This window comes from Sorangium sp. So ce176 (assembly GCF_051519835.1).
Lineage (GTDB): Bacteria > Myxococcota_A > Polyangia > Polyangiales > Polyangiaceae > Sorangium > Sorangium cellulosum_G.
The window spans coordinates 11,740,452-11,760,082 of the sequence record NZ_CP150371.1; the positions used below are offsets into that span (position 1 = coordinate 11,740,452).

Sequence of the window (19,631 nt, forward strand, 5' to 3'; positions counted from 1 at the left end):
AGGCCCTAGCGCCTCAGCTCCGCTCGGCAAGGATGATGAGCCGCGGCGACTCGGAGCCGAAGAAGACGCCCGGGTGCGAGGGGTGGCCGGTCACCTCGGTGACCTTGAAGCCCGCCTCGTGCAGCATCTTGCCGAGCTCGTGCAGCCCGTAGAGGCGGATCGAGTAGTCGATCTCGCGCGAGCGGCCGTCCTCGAACATCACGGTGCGCTTCACCCGGAGGCGGCTCGTGAAGAAGTCCACCTGCATCTCATCCATGCAGACGCAGCCGTCGCCCTCGAACCAGACCAGGCTCGGCTGGCGGGAGGCGACGTAGTCGCGGTTCACGATGTCGAGCAGGAGCATGCCGCCCGCGCGGAGGGCGCGGCGGATGCGGGCGAGCACGTCGGCGTTCTTCTCGTCGTCGAAGTAGCCGAAGCTCGTCGACCAGCAGTAGACGCCGTCGAAGGTCTCCTCGAACGTCATCTCGCGCATGTCGCCCTGGAGGAAGTTCAGCTTCTGGCCGCGGTCCTGCGCGTCGTCGGCGGCGCGGGCGAGCATGGCCAGCGACAGGTCGTAGCCGACCACGCTGTAGCCGCGGCTCGCGATCTCGATCGCGTGGCTGCCCGGGCCGCACGCGAGGTCGAGGATCACCGCGCCCTTCTCGACGCCGAGCCGCTCCTCGATGAAGTCGACCTCGCGGCGAACCACCTTCGCGTCGATCTTGTCGAGCGTGCGGACGAAGTCGTCGCCGAAGAGCTCTTCCCACCACGGGCGCTTCCGGCGCGCGGCGGGCTCGGTCAACGGGCCGGAGCTCGGGTCGATCTCGACCTGCCTCGCCGCAGACGGCGCGGCGGGGGCGGCCGGCCGCGCGGCGACCGGCGGCTCGGCGGCCGGCGGCGGGGGCGCCACGGAGACGGGCGGGGGTGGGACCGAGCTCGTGTACGTCGCGAGATCGGGCGAGGCCATCGCGCGCGGGCGCCGCGGCGGTAGGGGCGGCGGCGGCGGCGGTGGCGGCGGCTTCTTGGGTTGCTGCGCCTGCGCGTCGCCCCGGGCGGCGAGGCTCTGCTCGGCCGCCTCCGCGTCGCGCTCGGGCTCGACCTCCTCCAGCTCGATCTCGCTGCTCTTCGGCGGCAAGGTGCTGCGCGTCGCGTCGGCCCCTCCCTGCGCGCCCTCGCCGTCCGCGGGCGAGGCGCTCGGCAGCTCGGGCTTCGCCTCGTCGACCAGCTCGGGCTCCGGCTCGACCTCCGCGAGCTCGTCCCCGCCCGACCCCGGCGGCCAGTCCAGGACGCGCGCCTCGATCTCCGGCGCCGACACGGCCCTCGGCCTCGGAGGCTCGACGGGGGCGTCGGTCGCGTCGCGGGAGGTCGGCGGGCCCTCGGACACGCTGTCCTGGAACGCCTCCAGCCCGAGCACTGTCGGGAGCTCGGACCGGACCCTGAACTGGAGCGGCGGCCACTCGTGCTCGGTCGGCTCGGTCAGCAGCGGCGGCTTGGCGGACTCCTCCTGCGGCGGCTTGGCCGGCTCGTCCACCGGCGGCGGGAGAGGGGGCTCGGGCGTCGAGCTGACCGGCGGCAAGTTCGACTCGATGCTGAGGATCTGGAGCGGCCGGATCACCGCGACCGAGTCCGGATCGATGATGAACCCGCCGGGCGTCGGCATCGGCGGCACGCTGCTCGACGACTTCGGCGACGGGCGCGGGACCGCCCGGGGCGCGACAAGCTCCGCCGCCTGGTTCGGCGGCGGCATGGACGACGGCTTGCCGGCGGGCCTGGGCTCCTCGAGCGTCGGCTCGCTGGGGGGCCTCGCCGCGACGTCCAGCCAGCCGTCGTCGTCCTGCGCGTCCTGGAGCGCGCGCGGGCGCGCTGTCGCCGTGTCGCCGTGCGGGGCGGCCGGATCGTCGCCGTGCTGCGGCGCGTCTCCGGGCAGGTTCACGAGCCGGCGCGAGCGGCGCCGCGCGACCTTCGCGCTGTCGCCGCGCTCGACCTCGCCGGTCCGCTCCACCTCCGCGGCCAGCGATTGCCAGGCCCGCCTCGCGCCGGGGCTCGCCGGCAGGGGGGTGCCGTGCCGCGAGCGCTCCGTGGGGGGCCCGGCGATGCGCGGATCGAGGTCGAGATCCGGGATCTCCGAGGGCTGCCCGCCGGAGCCGCCGTCGGCCACGCTCGCGACGACATCGAGGCGCGGCAACGGCGTCGCCGTCGCGCTCTGCGGGCGCACGCTGGGCGCGCGCTCGGGCCGCGGAGGGGACGAGCGCCCCGGGAACGCGCCCTTCTCTCCGTGCGGCGCGGATGCGGCCGCGCTCCCTGCCTCGCCCGGCAGAGGCGCGCCGCCGGCTTCTCCGGAGGCGCCGCCTTCCTGGGCGGACGCAGCCAGGGGGTTGCGCGGCCGCTCGCTCGTCATTGCTCGCCCCCCCCGTCGAGCGGCTCACCGTAGAGGATCGGCCCGGGAGCCCTGCTCCAGGGGGGCGCCGCCCCGCGCTCCACGAACATGACCGCCGTGGAGCCGAGGTGGAACTTGCCGATCTCCTCGCCACACCGGACCGGGAGGGCTGGCGTGATCGCGTGCACGCCGAGCGGCACGTCGCGCCCGTCGACGGCGCTCACCGTGATCCGTCCGACGATCATCGCGCCCACCATCACGACCGTCACGCGCCCCTGGCGCTCGGTGTCGATCACGATGGCGACGCGCCGGTTGCGCGCGAAGAGGCCCGGCACGTGGCGCTCGCCGATCGAGTTCACCGGGAAGAGCTCCCCCGGCATCGAGCGGATGACGCTGATCTGGCCGGCGATCGGCGAGTGGACCCGGTGGTAGTCGCGGGGCGACAGGTAGACGACAGCGAACTGCCCGCCGTCGTACCGGGTGGCCTCCGCGGGGTCGCCCACGAGGTCCTCCACCCGGTAGGGCTGTCCCTTGATGAGCAGGCGCCCACCTTCGGTCACGGGGCCGATCGCGGCGATCCGGCCGTCGGCAGGGCTGGTGATGGCTCCGGGATCGGAGCAGACAGGGCGCATCCCCTCGCGGAGCTTGCGCGTGAAGAACGCGTCGAAGCTCTCGTAAGGGCTCGTCAGGACCTCGGCCGCGTCCATGTCGACGCGGTACGCGCGCGCGTAGAGCTTGACCACCGCGTTCAAGACGGCGGCGGGTGCTCTGGCGTCGCAGAGGCGGCCAACGGCCCGGGTAATGCGCTCTCGCGGAAGCACCCGCAACAGCTGTGCGGCGGCGTAGGTGGCAACGGTCATTGTGCGGAGCGGCGTTATCAATGCGGGAAAGAGAGCGGTGCAGGAATGCTAGGCCTCGGGAAGGACCTGGGTCAACGCTCGGGTCAACCGAACCTCCGCGCGGCGCGATCCCCCATCCAGCGGAGGAGCTCAGCCTTGACGCGACGCGCGACGCACAGCGCGATCCCCGTCGCGCATCGCCAGGCCGTCCCCCGCGATCGACGTTTCTCCACGTCGGTGCGAGCGCGTCAACCGCGAAGCGCCGCTCCGCGCAAATGCGGGGGGCGCGCGCGAGCAGGCCGCCCCGGCCGCGCGCTCCATTCTGAAGCGCCGATCCGGACCGCGCGCTGCAACTTCGATCGACCCTGGCGAGCGCAGCAGAAAAACGGAGCAGTTTCAAGCGCATACGTCCTGGCACGCCGCTCGCTGAAGAGCCCCTCAGGAGGCAGGACACAGCGATGGAGATCAGGTTCTGGGGAGTCCGCGGGAGCATCGCATCGCCCGGGCCGGAGACGGCGTCGGTGGGCGGAAACACGAGCTGCGTGGAGGTCCGCTGCGGAGCGTCGCGGATCATCCTCGACGCGGGGACAGGCGCGCGCAAGCTCGGGGACGCGCTGCTGCGGGAGGGGCCTGTCGAGGCGACGGTGCTGCTCTCGCACCTGCACTGGGATCACATCCAGGGGCTGCCGTTCTTCGTGCCGGCGTACCTGCCGAGCTCGAGGCTGTCGATCGTGGGCAGCGCGCACGGGGTCGGGAGCCTCCGCGACGCGCTCGCGACGCAGATGGCGGCGCCGAGCTTCCCGGTCCGGCTGGACGAGCTGGGCGCGCAGATCGCCCTGCGCGAGGCGCGGCCCGGCGAGGCGTTCGACGTGGGCGAGGTCCACGTGCGGATCGCCAAGCTGAACCACCCGGGCGGCGTGCTCGCCTACCGCGTCGAGCACGGGGGGCGCAGCGTCGTCTACGCGACCGACACCGAGCACTACGCCTGCGTCGATCCGGCGCTGCGCGCGCTCGCAGACGGCGCCGACGTGCTCATCTATGACGCGCAGTACACGCCGGAGGAGTACCGCGGCGACGGTGGCCGCTCGCGGGCCGGCTGGGGGCACTCGACGTACGTCGCGGGGGCCGAGATCGCGAGGGCGTGCGGCGCGCACAAGCTCGTCCTCTTCCACCACGACCCGCAGCGGACGGACGCGGGGGTCGCCGAGATCGAGCGCCTCTCGCGCGAGCTCTTCCCCGCGTCGGTCGCCGCGCGCGAGGGGCTCTGCATCGACGTCGAGGCCGTCGCGCGGGCCGCGTGATGACGCGGGTGACGACAAGGGCGGCGCCCTCTATGCTGGATACTGCTCCGCTATCCATGTCGCGCCTCTCGCTGCTCGTCGATCTCGCCTCCCTCCTCGCCCGGGAGGTCGACTTCGACGCCCTCCTCGGCACGGCGTGCGAGCGGCTCGCGAAGGCGCTCCGCGCCGACCGCGCGACGATCTGGCTCGTGGACGCAGAGCGCGGCGACCTCGTGACGCGCGTCGCCCTCCTGCCCGAGCTCCCCACGCTCCGGCAGCCGCTCGAGCGCGGCATCGCGGGGCACGTCGCCAGGACCGGGGAGGTCGTGCGCGTCGATGACGCCCCGCGCGACCCGCGCTTCGATCCGTCCGCCGACCGGGCGACGGGCTACACGACGCGCTCGATGCTCGTCGCGCCCATCCGCGAGGACGGCGCCGCGCCCGTCCGCGGCGTCGTCCAGCTCCTGAACCGCGCGGGGGCGCCCTTCGACGAGGAGGACGAGCGCTACCTCGTCGCGCTCGCGACGCAGCTCGCCCGCGCGCTCGCGCTGACGACGCTCCGCGCCGCCGAGGGCGGCGGGCCGGGGGTCGTGCTGCAGGGGCCCTTCAACCGGATCGTCGGCCGCAGCGAGCGGCTCGGCGCGGTGTACGAGAAGGTCCAGCTCGCGGCCCAGACCGACGCGACCGTGCTGCTCCGCGGCGAGACCGGCACCGGCAAGAGCCTGTTCGCGCGGGCGATCCACGTGAACTCGCGGCGCCAGACGAGGCCCTTCGTCACGGTCGACTGCACGACCCTGCCGGCGCAGCTCGTCGAGAGCGAGCTGTTCGGCCACGAGCGCGGGGCGTTCACCGGCGCCGATCGCCGTGTGCCGGGCAAGGTCGAGCTCGCGGAGGGCGGTACGCTCTTCCTGGACGAGCTCGGGGACCTGCCGCTCGACATCCAGGGCAAGCTGCTCCGCTTCCTGCAGGATCGGTCGTTCGAGCGCGTCGGCGGCCGCCAGACGCTCCGCGCCGACGTGCGCGTCGTGTGCGCCACGCACTGCGATCTCGAGCGCGCGGTCGCCGAGGGCCGCTTCCGGGAGGACCTCTACTACCGCGCGCGCGTCGTCGAGATCGACCTGCCGGCCCTGCGCGAGCGCGGCCCCGAGGACGTCGAGACGCTGGCGCGCCACTTCGCGGACGTCTACGCGACGAGGTACGGCAGGCCCGCGCCGCGGTTCGATCCGGAGGCGCTCCGCCACATCCGCGCGCACACGTGGCCGGGCAACGTGCGCGAGCTCGAGCACTGGGTCGAGAGCGCCATCGCCCTCGCGCCGGACGGCCGCATCACCGTGGGGCACCTGCCGTCGCGGCGCCGCGAGGGGGCGCCGCCGCCCGCCGCCGCGACGCTCGAGGGCGACGAGCGCGTCGCGCTGCCGCTCGGCCTCACCCTCGACGAGGTGACGCGGCGCTACGTCGAGGCGATGGTCCGGGCCTGCGAGGGGAACAAGACGGAAGCGGCAAAGCGGCTCGGCGTCGGCAGGAACACCCTGGCGCGCGCGCTCCGGGCGAAGGGTTGACGCGGCGGGCCTCCGGAGGACGCTCGCGGCTCGCGGAGGCCTGCAGGCGGCGGCGCGCGGGCGCGGCCAGCGCGCGCGACGCCTCGGTCACTCCGTGTCCACGGGCACCGTCAGGCCGAGCCCGGCGAGCGCGGCGAGATAAGCGGTCTGATCCTGCGAGAAGTTGCCGATCTTCACGACAGGGCGCATCGCGACGACGTGCAGCTCGAGGAAGCCGCGGAGGTGGAGGTGCCGAGAGATGCGCCAGTCGGTGCCGCCACGCCCGCCGACGGTGACGATCCAGGGAGAATGGGGGCCGGACAGCTTCACGTCCGGCGGGATGGGCGTGCCGATCGCCCCGATCTGGAGGACCTGGCACAGGAAGATCGTCTCCTGGTGCCGGCAGATCGAGGCGGCCCCGAGCCCGGCGCTGCTCCTCTCCCCGAGGGGCGGGGCGTTGCTGCTGCTCAACGCCTTGAACGCGCGCGACTCGATCGAGAAGGAGCCGTCGAACCAGCGGAGCGCGATCGTGGACGAGAGGCCGAGGCCCGCCACGGGCATCAGGCCGAACGCCAGCAGGGAGGAGGCGCTGAACTCGCAATACACCTCCGGCCACATGGCGCTCTGCGGGTCGTCGGCGGACGCCCGTGCCGGCAGGGCGAGGCCCAGCGCGACCATCAAGGCGATGCGGGCGGCGTTCGGCATCGCGCGTACCGTAGAGGCGCGGTCCTGCGCCACGAAGCCGGCGCGGGCACGCTCGCGCAAAAACCGGCGCGGGCGTGGCATTGCGCTCAGGCGCGCTATTTCCTCGGGTCGCGGTCTTTTTTCGCGTCTAGCGCGCCCTGCGGCGAGCGGCCTCACAGAGCGCCGAGCGAACGGGATCGCCGGGGAGCTCGGGGGGCAGCTTCTCCTCGCAGGCCACCTCGGGGCTCAGCGGGTCGAGCGCGGTGCCGGCCGAGAAGGCGCGGTCCGCGTCGGGGCCGCCGTGGAGCGACCCGTGCAGCGACCACCACCGGCCGTGGCGGCTGTTCACGTCCTCGACCCGCTCGACGAGCGGCGCGGCGCTGGCGCGCTCGCCCGAGGCCAGCAGGGAGGCGGCGAGGAAGCAGCGCACCGCCGGCTCGTGCGGGGCGAGCGCCTGCGCGCGCGCGTGCTGGACCGCGGCCGCGGCGTAGTGGCCGCGATCGTGGAGGAGCTGCCCGAGCCGCACCCGCTTGCCGACCTCCTGCCGGTGGGGCATGTCCCCGCCCGGCGCGAGATCGGGCGGCACGTCGGCCGGCACGGTGGCGAGGTAGGCGCGCCATCGCTTGTCCCAGGCCGCGAGATCCGCCCCGGAGATCTCCTCGATCGCCCGCTCGAGGTCCGCGTCGCTGCTCGCCGCCTTGAGCCGGACCAGGAGCTGCGGCAGCGCCGTGTCGCCCGCCTCCTTCGTCCAGTAGCGGATGAAGCTCGCCACCTCGGCGAACACGATCGCCGCCTCCTCCGCGCTCGGGAGCATCGCGATCGAGGGGCCGATCTTGTCGAGCGGGCGCCCGAGGCCCTTCTGGATGCCCAGCCAGGCGATGGCGTCCGGGGACGGCACGTCGTCCAGCGGGTCGGGCTCGCGCCAGCGGACCTCCTCGCGCTTGGCCACGCCCTCCTGCAGCCACAGCGGGGCGTTGTCGCGCGTGCCGCGCGAGAGCGCGAGGTGCGTGATCTCGTGCGCGAGCGTGTCCAGCCACGGATAGCCGTTCGGCGTCGCGCGCGGGGAGAGCATCGTCACCCGCCCCCACTTGGCGATGGCGACGGTCCCCGTCGTCCGCGCCGCGTCCTCGGGCAGGCCCGTCATCGCGGAGAGTGTGAACTGATCCCGGACGAGGTCGATCCGCAGCGGCCGCAGCAGCTCGACGCCGAGGTCCTTCGCGAGCACGTCGCGCGTCTTCGCCGCGACCTCGACGAGGAGCGGCACGAGCGCGCGATCGTCGTCGTCCTGGAGCCTGACCCAGACGCCGCGCGCCTCGTCGTTCACGACGACCGTGGCGGCGGTGGCGCGCGCGCAGCCGCGCGCGATGTCGCCGAGCGCCGCGCCCTCCGCCGTCGCCGCGAGGTCGGGGCGCGCGAGGATCGCCGAGGCGGCGTCGCAGTCGCCCTCGTAGATGGCGAGCCGGCCGCGCTCGAGCGCGAGCGAGGGGTCCGCCGGATCCGCGTCCTTCAGGATGTCCCGCGCCGCGGGGACGTCGATCTCCAGGATCGCCGCCCGCGCCCGCGTCGCGCGATCGAGATCGCCGATCGACAGGCGGCCGGACGCCGGCGCCGCCGCCATCGCGAGCGCGGCGAGGATCACCGCCCTGAGGCCGCGCCTCGCGACAGCCGCCGTCCGCGGCGCCCTGGCCGGGCCCGCTGCACCACCGATGCGCCTCATTTCAACAGCCCCTCCGCGTAACGCTTGACCGCCTCTCTCAGCCGCGGCTCCGACGCGCTCCCGAGCCCCTCGAGCACGCGCCGCCGGAACTCCTCGGGGCCCTTGTGCTTGTCCTTGTCCGGGATGTCGGCCTTCCTCGCCATGTCCCTGTCCCCGTCCGGATCGCCGTCGCCCTCCTGGCCCTGATCTTCGCTGCGCGACATCTCGAGCAGCCGCTGCGCGTCGCGCTGCCGCTCGCTGCCCTGCTCGCCGTCCCCCTCGGACAGGGCGCGCTGCGCGTCGCGCATCGCCTGCTCGGCCTCGTCGAGGCGATCGAGCACCTCCTCCGGCATGCGGCTGTCGCCGCGCTCGCCCCGCTTGCGGAGATCGCGCGCGCGATCGGCGAGCGAGCCCTCGCGCTGGCTCGACCTCCCGAGGCCCTCCCGCGCCCGCTCCGACGCGGCCTGCCGCAGCTTGCGCAGCGCCTCCTCGGCCCACGCCAGCTCCTCGGCGAGCGCCTGCTGCGCCTCGGCGGCCTCGCGGCCGGCCCGCTCCTCGGGGAAGAAGCCGCGGCCCTGCGACCCGAGCCGCTTCGCCTCGCCGAGCGAGCGCATCGCGCCCTGGCCGCTCTGGACCGCGTCCTCGGGGCGGCCCTGCTCCAGCGCGCCGGCCATCGCCTCGGCCTGCTCCCTGCCCGCCGCGGCGGCCGACTCGGCCGATCCCGGCGCCGCGCCGGGCTGCGGCAGATCCCGCACCGCCTCGCGGATCGCCTCGGCGTGCCGCTTCGCCTCCTCGCGGAGCGCCTCCACGTCCTCGGGCCGCGACGCGCGCTCGAGCTCCTCGGCGACCGCGTTCATCTCGGCGGCGTGATCGCGCGCGAGCTCCTCGAGATCGCGCTCGCTCTGCGCCACGCTCTCGTCGGCGCTCGAGGCGTCTCCGGGCTCCGGCCCGCCGCGCGGCGCCCCGGACTCGACCCCGCCGCGGCCGCCGCCGCCGAACGATGGCTCCGGCCGCCTGAGCCGCGCCGCGAGGTCGCGCGCCGCGAGCTCGGCGTGCATCCAGTCGCCGGCGCCGCGCGCGCGCGCGATCCTGCGCAGGTCGTTCGCGACGATCTCGCCGAGGTCGAGGCCGAGCTCGCCGAGCTTGCTTAGCTCGACCCCCCCGCCGCCCAGCACTGTGACCGCCGCCCCAAGGCGCGCCTCGCCGTGGCCGCGATCGCCGTTGCCGAGGAGCTCCGCGGCCGCGGCGGCCTCGTCCGCGACGTCGGCGAGCCGCCGCGCGACGGCCTGGGCGTCGCGGTACCCGAGGCCGCGCAGGCCCGCGTCGAACGCGAGCAGCACGCCCTCGGTCTCGTCGAGCAGCTTCTGGTGCGCCGCGCGCGTGGTCGACCGCCGCTCGGCGGCGAGCGCCTCGTCGAGCCTGGCGAGCTGGCCTCGGGCGAGCGACGCGATGCGCCCGCGCGCCCGGATGCCGCCGTAATCGGCGTCGAGCGCCCGCTCGACCGCCGCCTTCGCGGTCGCCTGCGCCTCGACCTCGTGCGCCGCGTGCGCCGCGGCGCCGCCCGCGTCCGGCGCCTTCTGGCCGATGCGGTCGGCGAGCAGGTCGGTCAGGGCGTCGCGCGCCTTCACGAGCGCGACGTAGCGCAGCGCCTCGGGCTCGCCCACCTGCGGCGGCACGATCAGGATCGCCTCGCTCCGGCCCCACTTCGGGCCCTCGATGGGGTCGTTGTCCCGCGCCTCGATCCGCACCTCGATGGGCACGTACGTCCTGCGGAAGAAGGGGTCGCGCGCCCTGAGCTCGTAGCCCCCGCGGTCGACCTTCGCGTCCCCCGCCGGCCGCGAGAGCACCCGCCGCTCCTCCCTGGCGCCCGCGCGCAGGACGAGATCGACCTCGCGCAGGCCGTGATCGTCGGTGACCTCGTAGCGGAGCGGGATGCTGGGCTCGTCGAGGAGCTTCACCGTGCGCGGGGCCCCCTCGAGCGTGACGCGCGGCGCGTCGTCCGGGATCGACACGACGCGCTGCGCGTCGGCCTGCCGGACGCGCACCTGCCCGAAGCGCGCGGCGGCCTGCAGGGTCGTCGAGCCGCCGAGCGTCCAGCGGGCGATCACGCCGCCCTTGCCGTCGTCGACGAACGGGACGTCGGCGGCGCCGTCGGTCAGCACGAGCGCGCGGCCCCCGCGGATCGGGCGCCCGCGCATCGTGATCACGGTCCCGCGGGGCTGCATCGTCGTCGCGAACGGCAGGAGCACCTCGGTGCCCTCGTGCAGGTACTCGGGCGGGGTGGCCGTCATCTCGATGTCCTCGAGCCACGGCAGATCGAGCGGCGCCTCGCCGCCGCGGGCGGCCAGGACGTCGAGCCCCTCGACGACGCGCGACGGCTCGATCGCGGCGGCCGCGAGCGCCGCCACGCCGAGCGCGAGGCCCGCGCTCGCCCACCGCGCCGCCGCCTGCCGCGCGCGCGCGGCGATGCGCGGGTGCGAGGCGCGGCCGAGCAGCCGCCTGAGGTGCAGGCCCGCGAGCTCCGGCGAGCCGACGCGATCGTCGACGGCGGCGCGATCCACGAGCGCGAGCGCCCTCTGGGTGGCGGCGCCGAGCGCCTCGTCCGTGCGGCCGATGATCTCGCGCACCGTGCGCCGGGCGTCGCCGCGCCGTCGCCGCGCGACGATCGCCCGCGCGACGATCGCCGCGAGCAGCAGGGCGAGGCCGGCCCCGGCGAGCGCGCGGGCGAGGGGAGAGCCGACGCGCGCGACGTGCGCCGCGCCGAACAGCCCCGCGAAGGCCGCCGCGGTGAGGGCGCGCCGCGCGGAGGGGCCCACCTCCGCATCCCAGATGGAGCGCAGCCGCGCGATGGACAGGGCGGGCGCCTCGTTATCCATGGAGGCAAGGGTAATCGGCGGAAGCAGGGGGTCCAGCGGATCGGTGGGGTCCGCCGTGGGGCGGGGCGCCCCGGCGATCAGACGTCGAGCTCGCCGTCGGTCATGAACCAGCTGTTCGGGTCGAGCAGCACGCGCCGCAGCTCTTCCGGGAAGCTCGGGTCGAGGTGTACGACAAGCCACCGCGAGCCGACGCTCGGGGGGTGCGGGCGGGAGAAGAAGCCGAGCGCGCGGAGGCGCGCGTTGAAGGCGGGAGGGGTCACCAGGAGCATGCCCACGGAGACGTGCCCCTCGCGCCGCATCGCCTGGCAGAACTCGAGGAGCAGGGCGTCGAGCAGGGGGCCGTCGTCCTCGCAGAACATGTCGGTCAGCTCGACCTTGTTGTTCCGCACCGAGTAGACGGCGTAGCCGAGCAGCCGCCCGTCGTGCCTGTCGAGCATGCAGAAGAAGCGGTAGCGGGCGGCGCCGATCTGCGCGTAGCGCCAGTTCAGGAACTGGGCGCTCCGCTCGCCGACGATCGGCGAGGGCCTCGCGCGCGACCACAGCTCGTCGAAGCGGTGATCGGCGGCGTCCACGAGCTCGGTGCGCACCCGGCGCCCCTTCGCGAGCAGCACCGCGGTGTCCTTGACCGCCATCGAGGCGTCGAGCGCGCGCCCCGCGACCCGGACCAGGGCGTTGTCCGGTTTCACCGTCGCCCGCTGGACGAACCGCTCGGCGGCCGTCGACAGCGCCTGCGTGAGCGGGGCGGGCGGGGCGGCCGGCTCCGACGCCTCCCAGAGCGCGCGCCAGCGAGGGTGAGGGACCGCCGAGGCGGCCCGCTCGGCGACCCGCTGCACCACGGCGCCCACCGTGCTGCGCTGCTCGCCGGCCGACGAGGCCGCGAGCTCATGCAGCTTGTACGCGGCCATGAGGGGCCGGACCCAGATGATGGAGTCGGCGATCTTCTTGTAACCGGCGCGCTGGAAGATCGGGAATGAGGCCTTGTTGGGGAAGCCGTACAGGAAGTCGACCCCGGCGTCGCGGCAACCCCTCGCGAGCTCGCGCTGGATGGTCATCGCGGCGCCGGCGATGCGGTGCGCCCGGGTCACGCCGAAGTCGCCGAGGATGCCGGCCTTCAGCTTGCGCCCGCTGACATAGAGGTCGCGCGGGTAGAACGAGCCGCTGCCGATGATCTCGCGCTCGGGGCCGTGAAAACCCATCCAGGTCCGAGGGGGGCCGGCCGGGTTCTGCTCCTGGAACCAGCGCATCCGGCGCTCCGCGAACTCCTGGGATACCTCGCCGTGGGCGAGGTTCTCTCTCCAGAGCTGCACGAGGACGTCCCTGTGCTCCTCCGGCTGGATGCGGGCGGCGCTGTAGACCTTTTCCATGGTTCCGGTGCGCTCTCCTGGCGCGGCCGAGCGGGCGCGCCGGGGCCCCTCATGGCCGAAGGCGACGAGGGCGTCAATCGCGCCCGGCGCGCGCTTCTCCGGCGCTGCTCGGGACGTGAAGGCGCGCGCAGCGAGGCCGGCGCGGCGACGGCGCGAGCGCGGAACGAGAGTACACTCGCGCGATGCTCCGCCGCGCCATCGCCGCCGTCGCCTGGCTCTCGCTGCTCTTTGCCCTCTCGTGCAGCTCCGCCCTGCCGCCTTCCCCTCCAGGCACGCCGCAGCCGGCGGAGGCCGGCGGCGCGCCGCCGGGGCCGAAAGCGCCGGGCGACGAGCTCATGGTCGCGGAGGGCGACCCTGGTCCCGTGCCGGTGACCCGCGCCGATCCCGCGCGCGGCAGCCGGCTTGCGCCCGTGACGATCGTCGTGTTCTCCGACTTCGAGTGTCCCTTCTGCAAGCACCTGGGCGGCACGCTGAGGCAGCTCGAGCAGCGGTATGGCCCGGAGCAGCTCCGGGTCGTGTGGAAGAACTTCCCGCTCGCCTTTCACAGGCAGGCTCGGCCGACAGCGGAAGCAGCCATGGCGGTGTTCGCCCACGCCGGCCCCAGCGGCTTCTGGGCGTTTCATGACGCCATCTTCGCGGCCGACGAGCGGCTCTCGCCGGAGATCGAGGCGGCGGCGCTCCGGCGCGCCGGGGTGACCCCCGGGCAGATCCAGCAGCTCGTGCAGCAGAGCGGCGCGGCGCGGAAGGTCGAGGCGGACATGGCGCTCGCCGCGCGGCTCGGCGTGAACGGCACGCCCGCGTCGTTCGTCAACGGCGTCCTCGTCGTCGGCGCGCAGCCGGCCGAGCGGTTCGCCGAGATCATCGACGCGCAGCTCGCGGCGGCGCGGGAGCTCCGCGCCGCGGGGACGCGGCCGGAGCAGGTGTACGCGGCGCTCGCTGCGAAGAACTTCGCGGCCCCCGCCGAGGAGCCCGAGGACGAGGAGGAGGACGTCAGCTCGGTCGTGCACCTCGTGCCGGTCGGCGACTCGCCCGTGCGCGGCAAGGACACGGCGCTGGTCACGATGGTGATGTTCAGCGACTACCAGTGTCCGTTCTGCAGGCGGGTCACGCCGACGATCGAGAAGCTCGCAGCGCAATACGGCGACAGGCTGCGCGTCGTCTGGAAGGACAACCCGCTCCCGTTTCACCCGCGGGCCGAGCCCGCCGCAGAGCTCGCGCGCGAGGCCCGGGCCCAGAAGGGGGACGCCGCCTTCTGGCAGGCGAACGACCGTCTCCTCGCCGGCGAGGCCGCCCTCGACGACGCCTCTCTCGAGGCCGTCGCCGCGGACCTCCAGTTGAACGTCGCGGCGGCGAAGCGCGCCATCGCCTCGCGCAAGCACGCGGCCAAGATCGAGGCCGACGTGGAGCTCGCGGACGATCTCGGCGCGAGCGGGACGCCTCACTTCTTCATCAATGGACGCAGGCTCATCGGCGCGCAGCCGATCGAGAAGTTCCAGGCGATCATCGACGAGGAGATCGCGAAGGCGGAGGCCATGGTCGTGGAGGGGACGCCGCGCGCGGGCGTCTACGAGGCCGTCCAGAAGCAGGCGGTCCCGCCGGAGCCCCCGCCCCGGGTGTCCGTGCCGCCCCCGTCCAGGGAGCACCCCGGCAAGGGCGCGGCCGCCGGCAAGGTGGTCATCCAGATGTTCTCCGACTTCCAGTGTCCTTACTGCGCGCGCGGCGCGGCCACGATGGACGAGCTCCTCAAGGCCTTCCCGGGCAAGGTCCGTGTGGTCTTTCGCCACCTGCCGCTGCCCTTCCACCCCGAGGCGCAGCTCGCCGCCGAGGCGGCCATGGAGGCGATGGCGCAGCAAGGGCCGGCCGGCTTCTGGAAGATGCACGACCGGCTCTTCAAGGACAACGCCGCCTCGAACCTCGACCGGGCGGCGCTGGAGCAGCACGCGGCGAGCCTCGGGCTCAACGCGGCGCGCTTCACCAGGGCCCTCGACGAGCGCACGCACCGCGCCGCCGTCGAGGCCGACATGCAGGTCGCGAAGAGCGCCGGTATCACCGGGACTCCGGGCTTCGTGATCAACGGTTACCTTGTCAGCGGAGCTCAGCCGCTCGCCAAATTCAAGAAGGTCGTGCGCCGCGCCCTCGTCGAAGCGAAGTGAGTCGCGCGAGACCGGGGAAACGCAGGGCGCTCGGGTCAGGCGCGCCAGGCCTCCCGACGCCCGCGCGCCAGCCGTGTTTCCCCGCGCGTCTCCACCGGTGTTGTCCGTCGACCTCGTGATACCCTGTCCCAATGCCCAAACCGCGCGGTCGGGGGACATCGGCCGAACCCAGGCGCACCGTCATGGCATCGAGCGGGCGCGCGCGCGCGCAGCCTCACGCCAAGGCGGGCGAGCGCGGAGGCGCTGACGCGGGCGCGCCGGTGGCGCTGCGCGACCGGCAGGAGCGGCCGCCCGCCAGCTCGGGGGCTCGGCCGAGGAGGGCGAAGGCAGCGGCCGCGCTGGCGGAGCGCGCCGCGACGAAGCGAACGCCGGCGCCGCGCAAGCGCGCTGCAGCGGCGCGACCGGCCGCGCCGAACAAGCGCGCTGTGGCGGCGCGACCGGCCGCGCCGAACAAGCGCGCCGCCAAGGAACGGCCGGCGGCGCCGGGCAAACGCGCCGCCAAGGAACGAGCGGCGCCGCCTGGGAAGCGCGGCGCGAAGGAGCGGCCGGCGGCGCCTGGGAAGCGCGCAGCGGCGGAACAGCCGGCCGCGTCGAACAAGCGCGTTGCGAAGGAAAGGCCTGCCGCGCCGAAGATCCGCGCGGCCAGGGCGCGCGCCGACGAGCAGGTCCGCGCGGCGCCGCCGAAGCGGCGAGCGCGGCGCGCCAAGGCGAAGAGCGAGGCGGACGACGCGGAGCTCGGGCCACCTCGGCCGCCGGAGCTCGACTGGGACGACACGCCGTCCGACAGCGCCGAGGAGGCCCGCGCCCAGCGCTGGGCGGCGCGGGGCGAGGAGCTCTTCCAGCAGCTCGCCGATCACGGCGCCTCGCAGCACGAGTACCGCGCCGACCTCAAGGAGGGGCGCTTCGTCTGGCTCGCGCCGAGCGGCCGCGTGTCCGCCGAGGCGAGGGCGCGCCTCCTGTGCAGCTGGTCGCGCGCCACCTCGGTGCTTGTCATGGCGTGGGCCGATCCGCTCGTCAGCGGCGCGGGGATCGAGCGCGTCGACGGGATCCCCGCGGAGCAGGACAGCATCGATGAGGCGGGCGCCTGGCAGAGCGCGATGGCGGCGGCCGAGGCGTGCGGCGCGGCGTACCTCTACCGCGTGTCCTCGCCGCAGGCCTGGTATTTCCTCGCGCTCGACGACCTCACGTTCTCGCCCCAGCGCGCCTCGTTCCACCCCGGCGCGCCTGTCGGCCTCGTGCTGCGCACCATCGGCGAGGTGCGCGAGGCGATCGGGTCCCGCGCCGAGCCCGCCGACGTCATCCGCGACAGGATCTCCGCGCTCAGCGACTCGCTGATCCACCAGGCCAGGTACGCCTACCGCGACACCGACTGGGTCGCCCGCCTCGAGCGCACCGGCGCGTGCCTGATGCACCTCGCGAAGCGCATCCCGCGCGCGAGCTACAGCGCGATCGCGGCCGGCCAGCGCATCGACGAGTGGCTGGAGCGCGAGATCGCGGTCGAGCTGATCAACGCCCTCTCGCTCATCGAGGACGAGTGGAGCCTGTTCGGCTGACGCGCCGCCGCGCCGCGCCGCGCGGGTGAGCCCGCGCCGGCCGCCCTCGCGCCACCCGCCGCCGCGCACCCGCCGCGCACCCGCGCTGCGCGCGCGGCACCGCTCTTGAAGGGCCGGAGAGGGCGGAGGGGAGGGGAGGCGGCGCATGGGTCGAGCCAAACTGTTCCAGGATCGCAGGGACGCCGGGCGCAGGCTCGCGCAGCTCCTTTCGGGGTATCGGGGCGAGGCGCCGATCGTGCTCGGCCTGCCGCGAGGCGGGGTCGAGGTGGCCTACGAGGTGGCGCGTGCGCTGGGCGCGCCGCTCGATGTGTGGATCGTGCGCAAGCTCGGCGCGCCCGGGCAGCCGGAGCTCGGGGTCGGCGCGATCGCCGAGGGCGGCGAGGTGTACATCGACAGGCACCTCGTCGCGCTGCTCGGGATCACCGAGGCGGAGCTCGCCGAGATCGCGGCGCAGCAGGCCGCCGAGGTGGAGCGCCGGGTGCGCCGGTTCCGGGGCGACAGGCCGATGCCCCCCGTCGAGGGGCGGACGGTGATCGTCGTGGACGACGGCATCGCGACGGGCGGCACGGTGCGGGCCGCGCTGCGCGACCTGCGCAAGCGCTCGCCGAGGCGGCTCGTCCTCGCGACGCCCGTGGCCGCGCCGTCGAGCCTGTCGTCGCTCTGCCGCGAGGTCGACGGCGTCGCCTGCGTCGAGGAGGACCCGAGCCTCCAGGCGATCGGCGCCTACTACGAGGACTTCTCGCAGACGTCGGACGACGAGGTCGCCCTGCTGCTCGCCGAGGCGCGGCGCGAGCTGCCGCGTCCGCCGGAAGGATCGGAGCGCCCCCTCTGCGTCCAGGCGGGCACGGCCGCGCTGCCCGGCGACCTCGCGATCCCGGAGAGGGCGGTCGGCCTCGTGATCTTCGCCCACGGCAGCGGCAGCAGCCGCAGGAGCCCTCGCAACCGCTCCGTCGCGGAGGCGCTCTGGCGGTGGGGGCTGGCCACGCTGCTGTTCGACCTGCTCACCGAGGACGAGGAGGCGGAGGATCGCCGGAGCGCTCCCCTCCGCTTCGACGTCGAGCTGCTCGCCCGGCGGCTGATCGGGGCGACGGACTGGGCGCTCGCGCGCCCCGAGCTCCGTCACCTCGGCGTCGGCTACTTCGGCGCCAGCACCGGCGCGGCGGCCGCGCTCATGGCCGCGGCGGCGAGGCCCCGCGTCGTCGGCGCCGTCGTGTCGCGCGGCGGCAGGCCCGACCTCGCGGGCGCGGCGCTGCCCCGGGTGCGGGCGCCGACGCTGCTCATCGTGGGCAGCGCGGACACGGCGGTGCTCGAGCTGAACCACGAGGCCCTCGACCGCCTCGCCGGCCCGCGCCGCCTCGCCGTCGTGCCCTCCGCGACGCACCTGTTCGAGGAGCCGGGCGCGCTCGCGGCGGTCGCCCGGCTCGCCGGCGAGTGGTTCGCGCATCACCTGTCGCCGAGAGGGCACGAGGCGCGGGCGTGACGCGCCGGCCAGCGCGCCGCGCTACCTGGAGAGCCAGACAGCGTACGCGTGCGGCATGAACGGCGCGTCGTCCGGATCGAACGGGCGGCTCCGGATCATGCTCCCCGCGTTGACGCCCACGATGAGCAACCCCGACAGGCCCCCGAGCCCCACCACGGTGCGCTGCGCGCGGCTGCTCCCGAAGATGCCGGCCACCTCGACGCGGCCGGCCTCGGCGCCCTGCCTGTCGACCTTCACGATCGCCCAGCGGAACAGCGCCGGCAGCTCCCAGTCGGCCACGAAGGTGATCTCGGCCGTCTCGAGATCGGGCGCTCCGGCCGCGCTCTCCGCCGACAGATCGAGCCAGAGGTAGGTTGCGCCTGTCGGCTCGATCGGCCGCAGGGGCGCGACCCGCCGCGGGAGCGTCGCGTAGGGCAGCGACCACTCGAAGCGCACCCGGCCGAAGTCGCCGAAGCGCGCGGCGTCCGAGAGGTGGGCGCCGTCGCTGCGGCTGCCGAGGAACGCCCGCGCGACAGCGAAATCGAGGAGCAGGTCGTCGAGATCCTTGCCGCGGGACCGGAGCGACGCCCGGAGCGCGTCGAAGACGTCGGGCTCGGCGCGGAAGCGCGCGGCGCCCGCGGGCGTGGATTGCGCCGCGATCGCGAGCAGCGACACAGCGATCTGCGCCGGCGTCCCGGTGCCGTGGGCGTCGTCGAGGTACCACGGGAAGAGCAGGGCGCCGTCGAGCGCGCCGAGCGCGGCGCCGGTGAGCGCCCGCTCGGGCGCGCGCTGGAAGGCGTCGACGGCGGCGAGCTCCTCGGCCGGGCAGGGCGCCGCGACGGCGGCGAGGTAGCTCGCTGTCATCGCGAGCGCGCCCTCCTCCGCCCCGGCGTCGAGGCGCGCGGCGACGGCGTGCCCGAGCGCGTAGGCCGCGTCGGAGGCGCTCGCGCACCCGCCTCGCCCGTGCGCCGCCGGCGCCGCGGCGACGGCGAACGCGCTCGCGGCGTCGAACCGATCCCCGAGCGCCCGCATGTCGTGCCCGACGCGGAGGGGCCCGCGGCGCGGGCCGCGCTCCAGGTAGAGGTCGTACGAGGGGCCGCCACCCCGCTGCCCGTCGGGGAGCGGGCGCGGCAGGCCGAGGGCGTCGTAAGCGCGCGTCGCGGCCTCCATGTGAGCGAGGCCCTCCAGGACGGCGGCCCCCGGGACGTCCGCGGGCGCGTGCACGCAGACGGGCAGCGTGAAGGAGCAGGCGCGCTGCGGCACGTCGCGCTCGTCGGGCCGCTGCACCGGCGAGACCACGGGGCGACCGTCGGCCGGCGCGGCGGCGTCGTCGGCCGGCGCGCCCGCCTCCGCGCTGGCGGCGGGGGCCGGCGGAGCGGGCGGCGGCGCATCCGGCGGGCGCGCGGCCGCCGCGTGAGGGCCGCCGAGGGCCGCGGCCAGCGCGAGCAGCGCCAGCGCGCCAGGCGCCCGGCGCCGCGCGGGCGTGCCCGGTGGCCGGGGCGCGGCGTGCGTGGGGCAGGGTCTCGTGGGGAGCGCTACAGCCATCTGGAGGGCCACGGGCGAGGTCTGCCCCGGCGCCGGGGCCCTAGCTCATCGCACGAGCGGCGGCTGCTGCCCATCCTCGCGATGCGCTTCGCGCCGGCGGCTCGCCTCGGCCGTCGCGCCGGGGCTGGAGGTCGCGCCGCGGGGGAGTCCAGGGGCCATCAACCCCTCATCGAAATGCGAAATGCGCTTCTCGGACGAGGAACATGCAAAACGCGCCTCTCGGACGAGGAACATGCGAAACGCGCCTCTCGGACGAGGATCGTGCGAAATGCGCTTCTCGGAAGAGGG

General features: G+C 75.1%; 12 protein-coding genes. 5 read left to right on the forward strand and 7 right to left on the reverse strand.

Annotation, left to right across the window (positions count from 1 at the left end):
- Positions 1-13: 13 nt before the first annotated feature.
- Together WMF42_RS44355 and asd are read right to left on the reverse strand one after the other, a co-directional pair.
- Entirely contained in the window at positions 14-2,194 is a 2,181-nt protein-coding gene (locus tag WMF42_RS44355; protein ID WP_437689313.1) for a methyltransferase domain-containing protein, read from the reverse strand.
- A gap of 179 nt (positions 2,195-2,373) precedes the next feature.
- A complete protein-coding gene (asd, locus tag WMF42_RS44360; RefSeq protein WP_233561430.1) occupies positions 2,374-3,099 on the reverse strand; it encodes an archaetidylserine decarboxylase in 726 nt (241 codons plus the stop codon).
- A gap of 554 nt (positions 3,100-3,653) precedes the next feature.
- On the opposite strand from asd, the gene WMF42_RS44365 reads away from it, so the two are divergent.
- Entirely contained in the window at positions 3,654-4,496 is an 843-nt protein-coding gene (locus tag WMF42_RS44365) for an MBL fold metallo-hydrolase (protein WP_061607967.1), read from the forward strand.
- Positions 4,497-4,552: 56 nt separating this feature from the next.
- Positions 4,553-6,034, forward strand: coding sequence for a sigma-54-dependent Fis family transcriptional regulator (locus WMF42_RS44370; RefSeq protein WP_199693655.1), 1,482 nt, complete (start codon positions 4,553-4,555; stop codon positions 6,032-6,034).
- Positions 6,035-6,121: 87 nt separating this feature from the next.
- On the opposite strand, the gene WMF42_RS44375 is transcribed toward WMF42_RS44370, so the two are convergent.
- From WMF42_RS44375 to WMF42_RS44390, 4 genes are all read right to left on the reverse strand, one after another.
- The gene (locus WMF42_RS44375; protein ID WP_061607965.1) at positions 6,122-6,718 is read right to left on the reverse strand and encodes a hypothetical protein; all 597 of its coding nucleotides are present in this window, start codon (positions 6,716-6,718) and stop codon (positions 6,122-6,124) included.
- Between the two features lie 127 nt (positions 6,719-6,845).
- The gene (locus WMF42_RS44380; protein WP_437689316.1) at positions 6,846-8,414 is read right to left on the reverse strand and encodes a hypothetical protein; all 1,569 of its coding nucleotides are present in this window, start codon (positions 8,412-8,414) and stop codon (positions 6,846-6,848) included.
- A complete protein-coding gene (locus tag WMF42_RS44385) occupies positions 8,411-11,269 on the reverse strand; it encodes a DUF4175 family protein (protein ID WP_437689318.1) in 2,859 nt (952 codons plus the stop codon). Before WMF42_RS44385 ends, WMF42_RS44380 begins: the two co-directional genes overlap by 4 nt.
- Before the next feature lie 77 nt (positions 11,270-11,346).
- The gene (locus WMF42_RS44390) at positions 11,347-12,633 is read right to left on the reverse strand and encodes a GNAT family N-acetyltransferase (protein WP_437689320.1); all 1,287 of its coding nucleotides are present in this window, start codon (positions 12,631-12,633) and stop codon (positions 11,347-11,349) included.
- 182 nt (positions 12,634-12,815) lie between these two features.
- Here WMF42_RS44390 and WMF42_RS44395 point away from each other — a divergent pair, with 182 nt between their 5' ends.
- The 3 genes from WMF42_RS44395 to WMF42_RS44405 all read left to right on the forward strand — a co-directional run bounded on the left by WMF42_RS44395 (position 12,816) and on the right by WMF42_RS44405 (position 17,819).
- Positions 12,816-14,786, forward strand: a complete 1,971-nt coding sequence (locus WMF42_RS44395; RefSeq protein ID WP_437689322.1) for a DsbA family protein — start codon at positions 12,816-12,818, stop codon at positions 14,784-14,786.
- A 182-nt stretch (positions 14,787-14,968) separates the two neighbouring features.
- On the forward strand, positions 14,969-16,339 hold the full coding sequence (locus WMF42_RS44400; protein WP_437689324.1) for a DUF6882 domain-containing protein: 1,371 nt from the start codon (positions 14,969-14,971) through the stop codon (positions 16,337-16,339).
- A gap of 145 nt (positions 16,340-16,484) precedes the next feature.
- Positions 16,485-17,819 carry a phosphoribosyltransferase family protein gene (locus WMF42_RS44405; protein ID WP_437689325.1) on the forward strand — a complete coding sequence of 445 codons (1,335 nt, stop codon included), beginning with the start codon at positions 16,485-16,487 and terminating at the stop codon, positions 17,817-17,819.
- A 21-nt stretch (positions 17,820-17,840) separates the two neighbouring features.
- Here WMF42_RS44405 and WMF42_RS44410 read toward each other — a convergent pair whose 3' ends face one another.
- Positions 17,841-19,343 carry a hypothetical protein gene (locus WMF42_RS44410; RefSeq protein WP_437689326.1) on the reverse strand — a complete coding sequence of 501 codons (1,503 nt, stop codon included), beginning with the start codon at positions 19,341-19,343 and terminating at the stop codon, positions 17,841-17,843.
- Positions 19,344-19,631: the final 288 nt, after the last annotated feature.

Coding starts and splice junctions, on each gene's coding strand:
- WMF42_RS44375 (WP_061607965.1), bottom strand. CDS start 6,718: ATGCCGAACGCCGCCCGCATCGCCTTGATGGTCGCGCTGGGCCTCGCC.
- WMF42_RS44385 (WP_437689318.1), bottom strand. CDS start 11,269: ATGGATAACGAGGCGCCCGCCCTGTCCATCGCGCGGCTGCGCTCCATC.
- WMF42_RS44395 (WP_437689322.1), top strand. CDS start 12,816: ATGCTCCGCCGCGCCATCGCCGCCGTCGCCTGGCTCTCGCTGCTCTTT.
- WMF42_RS44390 (WP_437689320.1), bottom strand. CDS start 12,633: ATGGAAAAGGTCTACAGCGCCGCCCGCATCCAGCCGGAGGAGCACAGG.
- WMF42_RS44370 (WP_199693655.1), top strand. CDS start 4,553: ATGTCGCGCCTCTCGCTGCTCGTCGATCTCGCCTCCCTCCTCGCCCGG.
- WMF42_RS44380 (WP_437689316.1), bottom strand. CDS start 8,414: ATGAGGCGCATCGGTGGTGCAGCGGGCCCGGCCAGGGCGCCGCGGACG.
- WMF42_RS44365 (WP_061607967.1), top strand. CDS start 3,654: ATGGAGATCAGGTTCTGGGGAGTCCGCGGGAGCATCGCATCGCCCGGG.
- WMF42_RS44410 (WP_437689326.1), bottom strand. CDS start 19,343: ATGGCTGTAGCGCTCCCCACGAGACCCTGCCCCACGCACGCCGCGCCC.
- WMF42_RS44400 (WP_437689324.1), top strand. CDS start 14,969: ATGGCATCGAGCGGGCGCGCGCGCGCGCAGCCTCACGCCAAGGCGGGC.
- WMF42_RS44405 (WP_437689325.1), top strand. CDS start 16,485: ATGGGTCGAGCCAAACTGTTCCAGGATCGCAGGGACGCCGGGCGCAGG.